Genomic DNA, 15439 nt, shown 5'->3' on the forward strand with positions numbered 1-15439 from the left:
AAAAAATCTGTTTTACGAGTAAAAACGAATTTTGTTTACCTTATATAACCCTTTTCACGGCATTTACGACATTCTCAACGGTAAATCCGAAATATTCGAATAATTTTTCTGCAGGAGCCGATTCACCGAATCTGTCGATTCCGATTACATCTCCTTCAAGGCCGACGTATTTACGCCAGTAATCGGTAACCCCTGCTTCGACAGCTACACGTGCAATTCCCTTGGGCAGAACACTGTCCCGGTACGCCTGATCCTGTCTGTCAAAAATATTTGTACAAGGCATGGATACGACGCGAACTGCAATACCGCTTTCTGCCAGTGTTTTCTGTGCAGCCATTGCCAACCCGATTTCCGAGCCGGTTGCAATGATAATGGCCTGTGGCTTTCTGTTTGCTGCTTCAGAGAGGATATATCCCCCTTTTCTGATCAGGCTGATCGTTACTGCATCCCGTTTCTGGAAGGGTAGGTTCTGGCGGCTGAATATAAGGGATGACGGACCTTCTCTGCGCTCAATGGCGGATACCCATGAAACGATCGATTCAACGGTATCGCACGGACGCCATACATCCATATTGGGAATCATGCGCAGTGTGGCAGTTTGTTCAACCGGCTGATGGGTCGGACCATCTTCCCCTAGCCCGATCGAATCATGAGTGAACACGAAAATGTTACGAATTTTCATCAATGCCGCCATGCGCAGAGCATTGCGGGCGTATTCGGAAAACATCAGGAAAGTACCGCCGTAGGGGATGATTCCGCCATGCAACGACAGGCCATTCATGATGGCGCTCATGCCAAATTCCCGGACACCGTAAAAAACATAGTTACCGGTAGATTCTGTGCTAATTCCCTTGGAACCAGACCACATGGTGAGGTTGGAGCCGGCCAGGTCTGCTGATCCGCCAATCAGTTCGGGTAATACCGGTGCCAGTGCCTCAATTGAATTTTGTGATGCTTTCCGGGTCGCGATGGTTTCTTCCCTGGCATTGATCTGGCTAATAGTGCCCTCAACGTGATCAGCCCACCCGACGGGTAACTCGTCAGCCATGCGGCGGGTAAATTCAGCGGCTTCTGCCGGATATTTTTTGCCGTATTCCGCAAACATGCTGTTCCATGCGGATTCCAGCGCCTGACCTTTGGCACGCGCATCCCATGCATCGTAAACTTCTTGCGGAATTTCGAATGGCAGGTAATTCCAGCCGATGTGAGGGCGGGCTGCAGCAATTTCGTCATTTCCGAGCGCAGCACCATGAACATGGCTGGTATTGGCTTTGTTGGGCGAACCCATTCCAATGACTGTTTTGCAACATATCAGTGTGGGTTTGTCCTGTACTTTCTTCGCGGCTTCGATGGCAGCCTGTATTGCTACGGGATCATGTCCGTTGACATCTGGAACGACGTGCCAGCCATAAGATTCGAAGCGTTTGGGGGTGTTGTCCGTAAACCATCCTTCGACATGTCCATCAATGGAAATTCCATTATCATCATAAAAGCAGACCAGTTTACCCAGCTTCAATGTTCCTGCCAGTGAACAGGCTTCATGGGAAATGCCTTCCATCATGCAACCATCGCCCAGAAATACGTAGGTGTAGTGGTCGACGATCGGGAAATAAGGCCGGTTGAATTCTTCTGCCAGAATTTTTTCTGCCAACGCCATCCCTACGGCATTGGTGATACCTTGTCCCAGCGGCCCTGTGGTGGTTTCCACACCGGGGGTGTAGCCGTATTCAGGGTGTCCTGGAGTTTTGGAATGAAGCTGACGGAAATTTTTTATGTCTTCGATGGACAGATCGTAGCCGGTCAGGTGGAGCAGAGCATAGATCAGCATGGAACCATGGCCGTTTGATAGTACAAACCGGTCACGATCCACCCAGTCAGGATTTGTCGGATTGTGGCGCATGTGGTGGTTCCACAATACTTCTGCAATTTCCGCCATACCCATTGGCATACCCGGATGGCCGGAATTTGCTTTCTGGACGGCATCCATGGCCAGTGCACGAATCGCACTGGTCAAATTCTTGAACACTGGTGCGCTGAAATCTTTAAATGCTTCCTTCATTTATTTTCATCCTCGATTGTTCAAAAACCATAGCTCAATGTTATGCACCACATGACAACAAAAGCCGACAAAAGTGACCATTATCTCTTAAGTCCGGATAGTTCACAATACAGGTTGTAATTTCTTCATTTCTTCTGATCATTGGCCGAATTTAAAGGAAATGGCTTGGTAAAATAGCCAATTGAAAGGTATCATTCCGCTTTTAGTTGACCGGATACAGGGAAGCGTGGCCGAGCGGTTTAAGGCACTGGTCTTGAAAACCAGCGATGGGCAACCATCCGTGAGTTCGAATCTCACCGCTTCCGCCATTCGCAGTAATTTCCTGTTTTTATTATCTGCTCTCAAAATCTGAAGAGATGAAGAGAGATGGCTTTGCAGGTTTTGTATCAGGGAAAAGATCAGCACATTGGCTGGTATGAAAAAATGGAGAGAATTTAACGATGAGCGTCCCTTTTTTGCAGCAATACCGGGTGGGCAGTTACATCCTGAAACAAAAACTTGCAGGCAACAAACGTTATCCGCTGGTGCTGATGCTTGAGCCACTGTTCCAGTGCAATCTGGCCTGTGCGGGTTGTGGCAAGATAGATTACCCGGAAGAAACGTTACGCCGTCGCCTGAGTGTGGATGAATGTTTGCATGCCGTGGATGAATGCGGGGCTCCGGTCGTTTCCATTGCGGGAGGGGAGCCGCTCATCCATAAGGAAATGCCGCAGATCGTGCAGGGCATCATTCAGCGCAAAAAGTTTGTATATCTGTGCACCAATGCACTGCTGCTGGATACTCGCATGGACGACTATCAGCCTTCGCCCTATCTTACATTTTCCATTCACCTCGATGGCAATCGCGAGCGCCACGATGCATCGGTATGCAGAGAGGGTGTGTATGACAAGGTTATTCCGGTGATCGAACAGGCGCTTCAGCGTGGTTTCCGGGTGACGGTCAATTGCACTTTGTTCCAGAGTGAAACAGCAGAAGAAGTGGCGGAGTTTTTTGATACAGCCACCAAGCTCGGCGTTGAAGGTATCAATGTTTCCCCGGGATTCAGTTATGAGCATGCGCCGCGGCAGGATGTATTCCTGCAGCGGTCGGTAAGCAAACGGTTGTTCCGTTCGATTTTTGAAATCGGCAAAAAACGCAAGCTTCCCTGGAAATTCAATCATTCCAGCCTGTATCTGGATTTTCTCGCAGGTAATCAGAGTTATAAATGTACGCCGTGGGGAAACCCCACGCGTAATCTGTTTGGCTGGCAGCGGCCCTGCTACCTGCTGGTGGATGAAGGTTATGCAACAAGTTTCCGTGAGCTGATGGAAGAAACCGACTGGGATCGCTATGGTGTCGGCAACAATCCCAAATGTGCAAACTGTATGGCACACTGCGGGTTTGAGCCCACTGCCATCAACGATACCTTTGCTCATCCGCTTAAAGCATTACGGGTCAGCATGCGTGGTCCGCGCGTAGAAGGGCCTATGGCACTTGATCCGCTACAAACGAGCAGTGAGTCGCAGCACAATACCGATAAACGGAAACCTTTTCCCATACCGGTGACTGTTGAACATAAAACGGTTGCACCGTCATCGGATCATTCATCTGGTCCGGATAACTGATACTTCTTTGTTTGCCTGAAGATATTCATATTCCCGCGTATCGAAGGTCATGGCTGTATTGGTAATGTATCTGTCTTTGGCGGGTATGTTATGCTGGTGGGCTATTCTGCTGGCGCCATGGCGAGCATGGAGTACCCGGGAGCAGCTTGAACCATCATCAAGTCCGGAAGCGAAACAATCTTTTGATGACGTTACTGTTCTGATTCCTGCCCGTAATGAGGCGCAGTTCATCGATCAGACCTTGAACAGGCTTCAGGCGCAAGGCGAGGGTTTACGAATCATCGTAATCGATGATCAGTCGGAAGATCATACTGCATCCCTGGCAGGCAGACGAGGTGTTGAAGTCATTTCCGGGACGACTCCACCAAAAAACTGGAGTGGAAAGCTGTGGGCGCTGAATCAGGGATTGCAACAGGTACGCACCCGGTACACTTTGCTGCTGGATGCAGATATCAGTCTATCGTCCGGTATCTTGGGGGCGTTACTGAATAAGGCTCGTCAGGAAAATTTGTCGCTGGTATCGCTCATGGCAGAGTTGCCCGTCCAGCGTTTCTCCGAACGTCTGCTGGTACCTGCTTTTATATTTTTTTTCAAGCTGTTATATCCGTTTAAATTGTCCAATGAGTCGAAATCCCGCATGGCTGCTGCTGCGGGTGGGTGCATTCTGGTTGAAACTGGTGTACTGCGATCCATCGATGCTTTTACCAGTATCCACCACGCATTGATCGATGATTGTGCATTGGCTGCACAAGTCAAACAGGCTGGTTTCAAAACCTGGATCGGACTCAGTCATGCTGTACAAAGCCATCGGGGTTATGACAGCCTGGCGGCTATCTGGAATACCGTTGCTCGTACTGCATTCACGCAACTGCACTATTCATCGTTATTACTGTTGCTGTGTACATTGATCATGTCCAGCATGTTCTGGTGTGCGCCATTGTCCGCGATCATTTATACGGATACGATTTTTGTGGTCAGCAGCATTCTTGCCTGGCTGGCTATGCTCATTGTTTATACACCCGTGCTCAGATTTTATCGGAGTTCACCCTTTTGGGTGATTGTATTGCCCCTGATCGGCACACTCTATCTCATGATGACCTGGACTTCCGCCTTCAGATACTGGCGAGGAGTGCGGGCGCACTGGAAAAATCGACGTTATGAAACTTCTGAACACAATTAGCAGAATAGTGACGCTATGGGTAATCGCCATGCTGGTGATGATTTCCGGATTGCGAGCAGAATCACTCGAAAATGAGGGTGCTGAACGGGTGGTGATCACTCTGCAGAATACGCTGATCCAGGCCATGCAACAGGGTCAGGAAATTGGTTACAGCGGCCGTCTGAAGCTTCTGACTCCTGTTATTGAGCAGACGCATGATCTTGCGGCAATCATCCGCTCTGTACTGGGTACGCACTGGGCCAAGCTCGATTCCGATCAGCAACAGGCGATCACCCGGGTATTCCAGGCCAACAGTATTGCAACTTATGCAGACCGGTTTAACCAGTACGATGGAGAGCAATTCAAGATCATCGAACAGACACAGCTTCCGCGAGGGCGGATGTTGGTTCGCAGCCAGCTCATCCGGTCTGATGGCAGCCCGGTGAATTTTGATTATGTGATGCATGAGGCCGGTGGAAGCTGGCGCATCATCAATATCGTAGTCGACGGGGTCAGTGATCTGGCCCTGAAGCGGGCTGAATACAGTGCTGTATTGCAGAAAGATGGCGTTACCGCGCTGATCGACATGCTGGAGCAGAAAACTTCCCGTATAGAGCAGAATCAACAGTAATTCCAACAGGACAGTTGCTGCCTCTATCCTGAGATAACCATTTCACCACACCACTAAAGCGATTCATACATGGAACAATTCGCCAAGGAAACCTTGCCCGTCAGTCTCGAAGACGAAATGCGGCGTTCTTACCTCGATTATGCGATGAGCGTCATCGTAGGCCGGGCCTTGCCTGATGTGCGCGATGGGCTGAAGCCAGTACACCGTCGTGTACTTTATGCCATGCATGAACTATCCAATGACTGGAATCGCCCGTATAAAAAATCCGCACGTATCGTCGGGGATGTCATCGGTAAATATCACCCGCATGGTGATACTGCTGTCTATGACACGATCGTGCGCATGGCACAGCCTTTTTCTCTGCGTTACATGCTGGTCGACGGACAGGGTAATTTTGGTTCGATCGATGGTGATAATGCCGCGGCAATGCGTTATACCGAAATCAGAATGTCACGTATCGCCCATGAATTACTGGCTGATCTCGACAAGAACACAGTCGATTTCGGGCCCAATTACGATGGTTCCGAGCAGGAGCCACTGATCCTGCCGGCCAAAATACCCAATCTGCTGATCAATGGATCATCCGGCATCGCGGTGGGGATGGCGACCAATATCCCACCTCATAATCTGGGTGAGGTCATTGACGCCTGCCTGTTGCTGCTGCGTGATCCTGACGTGGATATCGCCGAATTGATGGCTTGTATCCCGGCACCGGATTTTCCAACTGCAGGCATCATTTACGGTATATCCGGCATCAAAGACGGGTACCAGACCGGAAGAGGGCGTGTCATCATGCGCGCCAGAACGCATTTTGAAGAGCTCGATAAAGGTAATCGCCACAGTATCATCATCGATGAACTGCCTTATCAGGTGAATAAAGCCAATTTACTGGTGCGTATCGGTGAGCTGGTAAGAGATAAAAGGATAGAAGGTATTTCCGATCTGCGCGATGAATCGGATAAATCCGGTATGCGCGTGGTCATCGAACTCAAGCGTGGAGAAGTACCCGAAGTCGTCCTGAACAATCTGTATAAAGAGACACAGATGCAGGATACATTCGGCATCAACATGGTTGCGCTGGTCGATGGACAGCCCCGTTTGCTCAATCTGAAGCAGATGCTGGATCATTTCCTGCGCCATCGTCGTGAAGTCGTGACGCGGCGTACTTTATTCGAACTCAGAAAGGCGCGGGAACGCGGCCATTTGCTGGAAGGACTGGCGGTTGCTTTATCCAATGTCGATGAAATCATTGCGCTGATCAAAGCTGCTCCGACCCCGGCAGAGGCTAAAAAAGGCCTGATGGCCAGAACATGGCGATCCTCGCTGGTTGAAGAAATGCTTCTCCGTGCAATGATCGATGCAGCAGTATTTCGCCCTGAAACGCTGGCAGCCGGGTTCGGGATGTCAGACCAGGGTTATCGTTTATCCGATGCACAGGCCCAAGCGATTCTCGATCTCAGATTGCAGCGACTCACCGGACTGGAACAGGAAAAAATCGTTTCGGAATACAGAGAAATACTCGACAAGATCCGGGATCTCCTCGACATACTGGCAAATCCGGAACGGATTACCACCATCATTGTGGAAGAGCTGACGGCCATCAAAGGGCAGTTTGGGGATCCCCGGCGCAGTGAAGTAGTGATAGATGCGCAAAATTTGAATACTGAAGATCTGATTACGCCTGCCGATATGGTGGTGACCCTGTCACATGCGGGCTACATCAAATCCCAGTTGCTGGACGATTATCGTGCGCAGAAACGCGGAGGGCGCGGCAAGCAGGCAATTACCACCCGAGAGGACGATTTCATCGACAATCTGTTTATCGCTAATACGCATGATTTCATTCTGTGTTTCTCCAGCCTTGGGCGCGTCTACTGGATCAAGGTTTACAATGTGCCGCAAGGCAGCCGTACTTCGCGGGGCAGGCCGGTGAATAATCTCGTGCCACTGGAACAGAATGAAAAGATCAATGCTGTACTGCCAGTCAAATCATTTGACGATACCCGTTACGTATTTATGTCAACTGCCGGTGGTACGGTCAAGAAAACACCGTTGTCAGAGTTTTCACGGCCGCGTACCAATGGAATCATTGCAATCGACCTCGATGAGGGAGATTATCTGATCGGTGTTGCGCTGACCGAAGGCAAGCATGATGTCATGCTCTTTTCTGATGCTGGCAAAGCGATGCGTTTCGATGAGAACGATGTGCGTCCCACCGGGCGTAATGCACGCGGGGTAAGGGGTATGAAGCTTGGAGCAGGGCAGCAGGTCATTTCACTGCTGGTTGCAGATAATGAAAATATGGCGGTATTGACCGCGACTGAGAATGGCTACGGCAAACGTACACCTATTACCGAATATACCCGGCATAACCGGGGTACTCAGGGTATGATCGCGATTAACACCAACGTCCGTAACGGTAAAGTCGTCGCTGCACAACTGGTTGAGTCCAGTGATGAAATCATGCTGATTACCACGGGTGGCGTCATGATTCGCACTCGCGTCAGTGAGATTCGTGAAATGGGCCGGGCAACTCAGGGAGTGACACTGATCAATCTGGATGCAGGTGAGAAACTGGCCGGACTGGAGAGAATCGTCGAAACGGATGAGGATTAGCTCAACCTGGTGAACCAATGAGAAAAATCTACAATTTCAGTGCAGGTCCGGCAGTACTGCCGGAGGAAGTGTTGGAGCAGGCTCGCGAAGAAATGCTGGACTGGCACGGCAGTGGCATGTCAGTCATGGAAATGAGCCATCGCGGGAAAGAATTCATGTCCATCGCGGACGAAACCGAATCTGCTTTGCGCGAGCTGGCGGGCATTCCGGATCACTATAAAGTACTCTTTCTTCAGGGGGGGGCATCCAGCCAGTTTGCCATGGTGCCGATGAATCTGCTCGGCAAGAAGGGCAAAGCGGATTATGTCAATACCGGTCAATGGTCGGCAAAGGCCATCAGTGAGGCCAAAAATTACGGTTCTGTCCAGATCGCAGCTTCGTCGGAAAGTGATGGTTTCAACTCGGTTCCACCGCTGGCGCAATGGCATATCTCGCCTGATGCGGCTTATGTACATTACGCGTCCAACGAGACGATCGGCGGAGTCGAATTTCAGTGGACGCCTGATTTATCCGCAGTAGCCGGTGACAACAAAAACATTCCGCTGGTTGCCGATATGTCCTCCAATTTCCTGTCGCGTCCTTTCGATGTCAGCAAATTCGGGCTGATTTACGCCGGAGCACAGAAAAATGTCGGTCCTGCCGGGTTGGTGGTGGTGATCGTTCGTGAGGATTTACTGGATATTCCACCGCTTGCCGGAACGCCCGCTATGTTCCGCTATAAAACGCATGCAGATAATGCTTCAATGTACAATACGCCTCCCACTTATGCCATTTACATCATGGGGCTCGTCATGGAATGGCTGAAAAAACAGGGCGGACTGACTGCGATTGAACAGCGTAACATTGCCAAAGCCAAACTGATCTACGATCTGATCGATGTCAGCAGTTTTTACCATTGCCCGGTCAACCAGGCAGATCGATCCAGGATGAATGTTCCGTTTACACTGAGTGATCCCGGTCTTGATGACGCATTCCTGAAACAGGCTCAGGCGCATGGCCTGATTCAGTTGAAAGGGCACCGGTCGGTCGGCGGTATGCGAGCCTCGATCTATAATGCCATGCCGTTGGAAGGTGTACAGACATTGGTGACCTTCATGCGGGAATTCGAGAAAAACCATGCCTGATGATGCCCAAAGAATCACCCGAATTCTTACACTGAACTCGATTGCCCAGGTCGGGCTCAAGCGTTTTCCTCCGCATCTTTTTCAGATCGGCAGCGACATTACCGGTCCTGACGTGATACTGGTACGTTCTCATAACCTGCACGATATGGAAATACCCGAAAGCGTCATTGCAATCGGGCGCGCCGGTGCCGGAACCAATAACATCCCCGTCAACCAGATGAGCGCACGCGGCATCCCGGTTTTCAATACGCCGGGCGCCAATGCCAATGCAGTCAGGGAACTGGTGCTGGCAGGCATGTTGATGGCATCGCGTAATCTGATACCGGCTTTACGCTTCGTCGAAACACTGGAAGGCGATGATCAGTCTTTCAACCTTCAGGTTGAAGCAGGCAAAAAACAGTTTTCCGGCTTGGAATTGCCGGGGCGGACACTGGGTGTCATCGGTCTGGGCAAGATCGGACGGCAGGTGGCCGATATCGCAATAAAACTTGGAATGAAGGTGCTCGGGTATGACCCGAAAATTACCATCGACTCTGCATGGAGTTTGCCCGCCGAAGTACAGAAAGCAAACCAGATCGAGGATCTGATACGCCGCAGTCAGTTTATTTCGCTGCATGTGCCACTCAACGACTCCACTCGTCATCTGATCAACGATTCACTGATCTCCTGCATGCAGAAGAACACCATTCTGCTCAATTTTTCGCGTGACGCGATCGTTGATGAAGACGCCGTGCTGACTGGTATCAAAAGCGGGGTCATCCGGTACTATGTTTGTGATTTTCCCGGCCGGAAACTGCAGCAACAGCAGGCAGTCGTTACTTTGCCCCATCTCGGCGCTTCCACGCGTGAGGCTGAAGAAAATTGTGCCATGATGATTGCTGATCAGATCATGGATTATGTTACGAACGGTAACATTTCCTATACCGTCAATTTTCCGGATGTCGTCATGGAACGCGGAACACCGTACCGGGTTGCCGTTGCCAATGCCAACGTTCCCAATCTGCTGGGACAGATATCGACCTGCATGGCAGATGTCGGTCTGAACATCCACAACATGGTGAATAAATCCCGCGGGGAAATGGCCTATACACTGGTCGATACCGATAAAGCAGTTCCACAGGAAACCATTGATGCGATCGTCCGGATTACGGGTGTACTGATGGTGCGCTATCTGCCGATATCAGAATCTTCTGAACGGGCATGAAAACAAAAAAATCCAGGCAAATACATTAACCCACATTGATGACAGAACAGCTTAAACAACTGCGCAATGAAATCGATGCAGTCGATGATGAGTTGCTCCGATTGATCAGCACTCGCGCGCGGCTTGCACAGCAAGTCGGCCGACAGAAGTCCGGCACTGCTTATCGTCCTGAGCGTGAATCACAGATTTTTTCCCGTTTGCAGCAATCCAATCCGGGGCCGTTGCGAGATGAGCATATTGTGCACCTGTTTACTGAAATCATATCGGTTTGCCGTGCGCTGGAAGAGCCCTTGACTGTTGCTTATCTGGGGCCGCAGGGCACATTTTCGGAAGAAGCGGTTACCAAACGTTTTGGCAGTGCTGTTACTTCACTGCCTTGCAGTTCGATCGACGATATTTTTCGCAAGGTCGAATCCGGCGCTGCCAGCTATGGTGTCGTTCCGGTTGAAAATTCTACCGAGGGAGCAGTCGGTAGAACCATGGATCTGCTGTTGCAGACACCGTTGAAGATATGTGGCGAGCTCGAGCTGCCTGTACACCAGTGCCTGATGGCACAACAGACTGATCTGACCGCTATTCGAAAAATTTATTCTCACCCGCAGTCATTTGCACAATGTCAGGTATGGATCAACGAGAATTTGCAAAGTCTGACGGCTGTCGACCGGATCGATGCCGCCAGTAATGCAGATGCTGCCCGTCAGGCTGCCGCCGACAGCAGTGCCGCAGCCATTGCCGGAAAGAAGGCTGCCGAAGTATTCGGGCTGAAAGTTTGTGCCGCTAACATTGAGGATAATCCGAATAACACAACTCGATTTCTGGTCATTGGCAGTCGGGATGTTGCGCGTTCCGGGAGGGATAAAACTTCACTCGCCATGGCTACGCATAACCGGCCCGGTGCGGTGCACGAGCTTCTTGCACCCTTTGCACGCTATCAGGTCAGTATGACCCGTCTGGAATCACGTCCTTCGCGTGCCAGTCTGTGGGAGTATGTTTTTTTTACCGATATTGCAGGACATCAGGAAGATGAAAATGTAGCCAGGGCACTGCAAGCACTGCGTGATAATACAACCTTTCTGAAGATTTTCGGTTCTTATCCTGCTGCATGAATCGATAAATTCCTGAACAAGATACTATTTACTTTTAAATATGATGAATCTCAGTGAACTGGCTCCGGACTATATCCGGGCAATTCAGCCCTATCAGCCCGGTAAACCAATCTCAGAATTGGTTAGAGACCTGGGGCTGAATAAAGATGAAGTAGTCAAACTGGCTTCCAATGAAAACCCGTTGGGTACCAGTCCCCTGGCAAAGGAAGCCATGATCCAGGCGCTCAACGAATCGGCCCGGTATCCGGATGGCAGTGGTTTCGAGCTCAAGGCAGCGTTGTCCGAACGGCTGGGCATGCCGGCCGACCAGATCGTGCTGGGCAATGGCTCCAACGATGTACTTGAACTTGCCACTCGCATTTTTCTGCACCCGGATTCAACCGCCATCTATTCCCAGTATGCCTTCGCCATCTATCCGCTGCTGGCCCAGGCTGTTGGTGCCAGAGGTATTGCCGTCCCCGCCCGTAATTATGGCCACGATCTCGAAGCCATGCTGGCTGCTGTTACGCCGGAAACCCGTATCATATTCATCGCCAATCCTAACAACCCTACCGGGACATTGTGTGACGCTAGGGATCTGCTGCGTTTTATGGAACGTGTTCCGCAGGATGTACTCGTGATACTGGATGAAGCCTATGACGAATATCTGCCGGAAGCAAACAAGGCAAACAGTATTGCGTGGTTGAAGAATTTCCAGAATCTGGTCATCACCCGTACTTTTTCCAAAGCTTATGGTCTTGCCAGTGTACGCGTTGGCTTTGCGCTGGCACATGCTGATATCGCCAATCTGATGAATCGTATTCGCCAGCCGTTCAATGTAAACAGTATCGGTCTGGCGGCTGCACAGGCAGCGCTCAAGGATGTTGAATTTGTCAAACTTGCCTATATGACGAATCGTACGGGCATGCAGCAGATGACTCATGGCCTGGACCAGCTCGGTATCGAATATATTCCTTCCTTCGGTAATTTTGTCTGTTGCCATATCGACGGGCATCCGGCTAATACGCTGAAAATCTACAGAAATCTGCTGCAGCAGGGGGTCATCGTGCGCCCGCTGGGTAATTACGACATGCTCAACCATTTGCGGGTAACCATTGGAATCGAAGAAGAAAACAAGCGGTTCCTGCAAGCGCTGGAACAGGCATTGAAAGAACTGGATTGAGCAGCAACACAAATACCTGATCATGGCTTTTCCCGCCATTTCAAAACTAGTCGTTGTCGGTGTAGGGTTGATCGGTGGTTCATTTGCGCTGGCACTGCGCCGGGCTGGCCTGGTGGATCGTGTCGTCGGCATGGGTCGCAGTCCTGAAAACATGCAGCGTGCCCTTGAGCTGGGCATTATCGATGAACAAACGAGCGACTTTGCCGCAGCATTGTCCGGCGCAGATTTCGTATTGCTCGCGATTCCCGTAAAACAGACGGCCGGTGTCATGCAGCAGATGGCGCCTCATCTGAAAGCCCATACCATCATTTCTGATGTTGGCAGCACCAAACAGAACGTAGTCCATGCTGCCCGTGCCAATCTGGGTAAGCGGATTGAACGTTTCATCCCTGCACATCCCATTGCGGGTACTGAATTCAACGGTGCAGAAGCCGCCTTTCCTGACCTGTTTCAGGATAAACCCGTGATTCTGACGCCGTTGCAGGAGAATGATCAGCAGATCGTCGATCGTGTTGCTGACCTTTGGCAACACTGCGGTGCCAGTGTTTCATCCATGCTGCCGGAGCAGCATGATCAGCTACTCGCTGCAATCAGTCACCTGCCGCACATGCTGGCATTCTCACTGATGCAGCATATTCGTACCCTGAGCCATACCTTAAGCGAGGGAGATCCGCTGGCGCTTCTTCGCTTCGCCGGCAGTAGCCTGAATGATATGACCCGCATTACCGCCAGTTCCCCGGAAATGTGGCGTGATATCTGTCTTGAAAATCGTGCTGCATTGCTGGCACAGATTGAAGCCTATCAGCAGGAACTCTCCGGATTGCAGCAAATGCTGGCCGATCATGATGGTGAATCGCTGGAAAAATTGTTTGCAGAAGCACGTGCCATCCGGCAGGCCTGGTCAGCCTTCAGAAACCAATCCTGATTACCCGGTTGAATTCGTACCGGCTCCTGACAAAAATCTAACCGGTTTTAGGTCTCTTTTTGGCACGAGGATGGGCCTGATCGTAAATCTTGGCCAGATGCTGAAAATCCAGATGGGTGTACACCTGCGTACTGCGAATGCTGCTGTGGCCAAGCATTTCCTGAACTGCGCGCAAATCGCCACTTGATTGCAGCAGATGGGAAGCGAATGAATGGCGAAGAGCATGCGGGTGTACCCGGTCATCAAGATTCTGCAGCCGGGCACGCTGATGCAGGCGGACAGCGATGGTGCGCGGGTGGATACGCTGGCCGTGCCGTGATAGAAACAAGGCAGTTTCGCCGGATGTCAGCCATGCGCTGCGCAGTGGCAACCAGGCTTGCAATGCACGCAGTGCGGGTTCTCCCACCGGTACGATGCGGGTTTTGCTGCCTTTACCCGTAACACGTACGATACCTTCGCTGAAATCGATATCGGTTGGCTGTAATCGGGTCAGCTCGGCCAGCCGTAATCCGGAGGAGTAAAACAGCTCGAACATGGCCAGATCGCGTGTCGCCAGTGCATCAGCGGGATCAAAAGCCAGCAGTTGTGCGGCTTCATCCGGTGAAAGCGCATGCGGCAGCTTCCGTGGCGATTTGGGGACGCGTATATCCTGGCAGGGATTTTCGGTATGGTGATGATGGCGCATCAGATAACGATAAAACCCACGCCAGGCGGATAACATGCGCGCCAGGCTTCTGCCGGAAAGACCGCCATGATGCAAGTGCGCGATGAAATGGCGGATATCGTGCGAATGCAAGCGGGTTAGCGAAGCGTCAGTGACTTCATGCCCGTTTTCATGTTCACTTTGATGCTGAGCGGCAATGCAGCATACCAGTGCAACCAGATCACGCCGGTAGCTGTGTTGAGTCAGCAGGGAAAGACTGCGTGTGCTGGCCAGATAAGCCAGATACTCGCTCAGCAGTGGCGGCAGGGGTGTATCACGCTCATCATGAGGCTGATTCACGATTGGCTGCTCCGGGAGTCTGCTGTATCAGGCGCATGATCGAACTGCTCACCATATCTCCCAGCCGTTCCAGATAAAGTGTTCCCATGTCCGGATAAAAGCGTTCTGCCTCCGGGCTGGCCATTACCAGCAGACCAAAATTACTTTGCTTTTTCAATGGAATGACGGCAAAGGATTTCAGATATTCCGCATCCTGAGCAAACCATTGCCTGATTTCGTCATCCACCTCCGGTCCGCAATAAGGGCGCAGCATTCCCTGTGCAAGGATACGTACATTGTTGCTGATCGGATCGAATTCAGGAGAAGGCAGATCCGCCTCGGTGCCAAATTCATCGATCTGCCACAAGCGCAATACGACATGCGGAATGGAAAAATCTTCGCACAGATGGTATTGCAGCTCGTGCAGCAGTTCGGGCAGTGAACCGAAACCCAGCAGTGCAACCGTCAGGCGATGCATTTTTTCACTGATGGCATCGTTGTTTTCACCGACATCGATCAGCTCCTGCAGCCTGTTCTGCAACAGTTTGTTTTTCTCGCGCAGCATTGCTACCTGCCGCTCGTTGATCGAAATGACACGGCCTTCGTAAGGATGCGGAAAACGGAGTGATTCCAGCAGATCAGGGTGTTCCTCAAAAAATTCCGGGTGGTCCTGCAGATATTGAGTAATTTCCTCGGGTGTGGTCATGGATAGATCCATTTCATTGTTACAGGGCAAACATCTTACCACGGCGAGATATCATGGGACTAAACACCTAGGTGTTTAGTCCCACTTTGTGATGGTATGGATTGATGATAAAACGTTCAGGTTCGTTTTGCCAGCATTTGATGATGTATTCGTAAGGTGTG

12 protein-coding genes and 1 tRNA gene are annotated in these 15439 nt (G+C 51.0%); 10 read left to right on the top strand and 3 right to left on the bottom strand.

Features of this window, described 5'->3' with window-relative positions; genetic code table 11:
• Nucleotides 1-40 precede the first annotated feature (40 nt).
• On the bottom strand, nt 41-2059 hold the full coding sequence (gene tkt, locus B5D58_RS05070; RefSeq protein WP_011110963.1) for a transketolase: 2019 nt from the start codon (nt 2057-2059) through the stop codon (nt 41-43).
• Nucleotides 2060-2279: 220 nt separating this feature from the next.
• Here tkt and B5D58_RS05075 point away from each other — a divergent pair.
• From B5D58_RS05075 to B5D58_RS05120, 10 genes are all read left to right on the top strand, one after another.
• Nucleotides 2280-2367 (top strand) — tRNA-Ser (locus tag B5D58_RS05075).
• Nucleotides 2368-2499: 132 nt separating this feature from the next.
• On the top strand, nt 2500-3663 hold the full coding sequence (hpnH, locus tag B5D58_RS05080) for an adenosyl-hopene transferase HpnH (protein ID WP_011110964.1): 1164 nt from the start codon (nt 2500-2502) through the stop codon (nt 3661-3663).
• A gap of 49 nt (nt 3664-3712) precedes the next feature.
• Entirely contained in the window at nt 3713-4843 is a 1131-nt protein-coding gene (locus B5D58_RS05085; RefSeq protein ID WP_011110965.1) for a glycosyltransferase, read from the top strand.
• Nucleotides 4821-5453 (top strand): ABC transporter substrate-binding protein, encoded by a 633-nt coding sequence (locus tag B5D58_RS05090; protein ID WP_074671189.1) that lies wholly within the window; start codon nt 4821-4823, stop codon nt 5451-5453. The genes B5D58_RS05085 and B5D58_RS05090 overlap by 23 nt, the downstream gene beginning before the upstream one ends.
• 69 nt (nt 5454-5522) lie before the next feature.
• Nucleotides 5523-8069 (top strand): DNA gyrase subunit A, encoded by a 2547-nt coding sequence (gyrA, locus tag B5D58_RS05095; RefSeq protein ID WP_011110967.1) that lies wholly within the window; start codon nt 5523-5525, stop codon nt 8067-8069.
• Nucleotides 8070-8086: 17 nt separating this feature from the next.
• Entirely contained in the window at nt 8087-9193 is a 1107-nt protein-coding gene (gene serC / locus B5D58_RS05100; RefSeq protein ID WP_011110968.1) for a 3-phosphoserine/phosphohydroxythreonine transaminase, read from the top strand.
• Complete coding sequence (locus tag B5D58_RS05105; protein WP_011110969.1) at nt 9186-10397, top strand: 3-phosphoglycerate dehydrogenase family protein; 1212 nt, start codon at nt 9186-9188, stop codon at nt 10395-10397. Before serC ends, B5D58_RS05105 begins: the two co-directional genes overlap by 8 nt.
• A 38-nt stretch (nt 10398-10435) precedes the next feature.
• Complete coding sequence (gene pheA, locus B5D58_RS05110; protein WP_011110970.1) at nt 10436-11503, top strand: prephenate dehydratase; 1068 nt, start codon at nt 10436-10438, stop codon at nt 11501-11503.
• Between the two features lie 43 nt (nt 11504-11546).
• Nucleotides 11547-12665, top strand: a complete 1119-nt coding sequence (gene hisC, locus B5D58_RS05115; protein WP_041356386.1) for a histidinol-phosphate transaminase — start codon at nt 11547-11549, stop codon at nt 12663-12665.
• A gap of 22 nt (nt 12666-12687) precedes the next feature.
• The gene (locus tag B5D58_RS05120; protein WP_011110972.1) at nt 12688-13590 is read left to right on the top strand and encodes a prephenate dehydrogenase; all 903 of its coding nucleotides are present in this window, start codon (nt 12688-12690) and stop codon (nt 13588-13590) included.
• A 37-nt stretch (nt 13591-13627) separates the two neighbouring features.
• On the opposite strand, the gene xerC is transcribed toward B5D58_RS05120, so the two are convergent.
• Nucleotides 13628-14593: a tyrosine recombinase XerC gene (gene xerC / locus B5D58_RS05125; protein WP_011110973.1), complete on the bottom strand. Its 966-nt coding sequence runs from the start codon at nt 14591-14593 to the stop codon at nt 13628-13630.
• Nucleotides 14577-15278: a DUF484 family protein gene (locus B5D58_RS05130; RefSeq protein WP_143023705.1), complete on the bottom strand. Its 702-nt coding sequence runs from the start codon at nt 15276-15278 to the stop codon at nt 14577-14579. Before B5D58_RS05130 ends, xerC begins: the two co-directional genes overlap by 17 nt.
• Between the last annotated feature and the right edge of the window lie 161 nt (nt 15279-15439).

Source organism: Nitrosomonas europaea (assembly GCF_900167395.1).
Classification (GTDB): Bacteria; Pseudomonadota; Gammaproteobacteria; order Burkholderiales; family Nitrosomonadaceae; genus Nitrosomonas; species Nitrosomonas europaea.

Excerpts from the sequence above, each read along its gene's own strand:
- tkt (WP_011110963.1), bottom strand. The coding sequence starts at position 2,059 with ATGAAGGAAGCATTTAAAGATTTCAGCGCACCAGTGTTCAAGAATTTG.
- hpnH (WP_011110964.1), top strand. The coding sequence starts at position 2,500 with ATGAGCGTCCCTTTTTTGCAGCAATACCGGGTGGGCAGTTACATCCTG.
- B5D58_RS05085 (WP_011110965.1), top strand. The coding sequence starts at position 3,713 with ATGGCTGTATTGGTAATGTATCTGTCTTTGGCGGGTATGTTATGCTGG.
- B5D58_RS05090 (WP_074671189.1), top strand. The coding sequence starts at position 4,821 with ATGAAACTTCTGAACACAATTAGCAGAATAGTGACGCTATGGGTAATC.
- gyrA (WP_011110967.1), top strand. The coding sequence starts at position 5,523 with ATGGAACAATTCGCCAAGGAAACCTTGCCCGTCAGTCTCGAAGACGAA.
- serC (WP_011110968.1), top strand. The coding sequence starts at position 8,087 with ATGAGAAAAATCTACAATTTCAGTGCAGGTCCGGCAGTACTGCCGGAG.
- B5D58_RS05105 (WP_011110969.1), top strand. The coding sequence starts at position 9,186 with ATGCCTGATGATGCCCAAAGAATCACCCGAATTCTTACACTGAACTCG.
- pheA (WP_011110970.1), top strand. The coding sequence starts at position 10,436 with ATGACAGAACAGCTTAAACAACTGCGCAATGAAATCGATGCAGTCGAT.
- hisC (WP_041356386.1), top strand. The coding sequence starts at position 11,547 with ATGAATCTCAGTGAACTGGCTCCGGACTATATCCGGGCAATTCAGCCC.
- B5D58_RS05120 (WP_011110972.1), top strand. The coding sequence starts at position 12,688 with ATGGCTTTTCCCGCCATTTCAAAACTAGTCGTTGTCGGTGTAGGGTTG.
- B5D58_RS05130 (WP_143023705.1), bottom strand. The coding sequence starts at position 15,278 with ATGACCACACCCGAGGAAATTACTCAATATCTGCAGGACCACCCGGAA.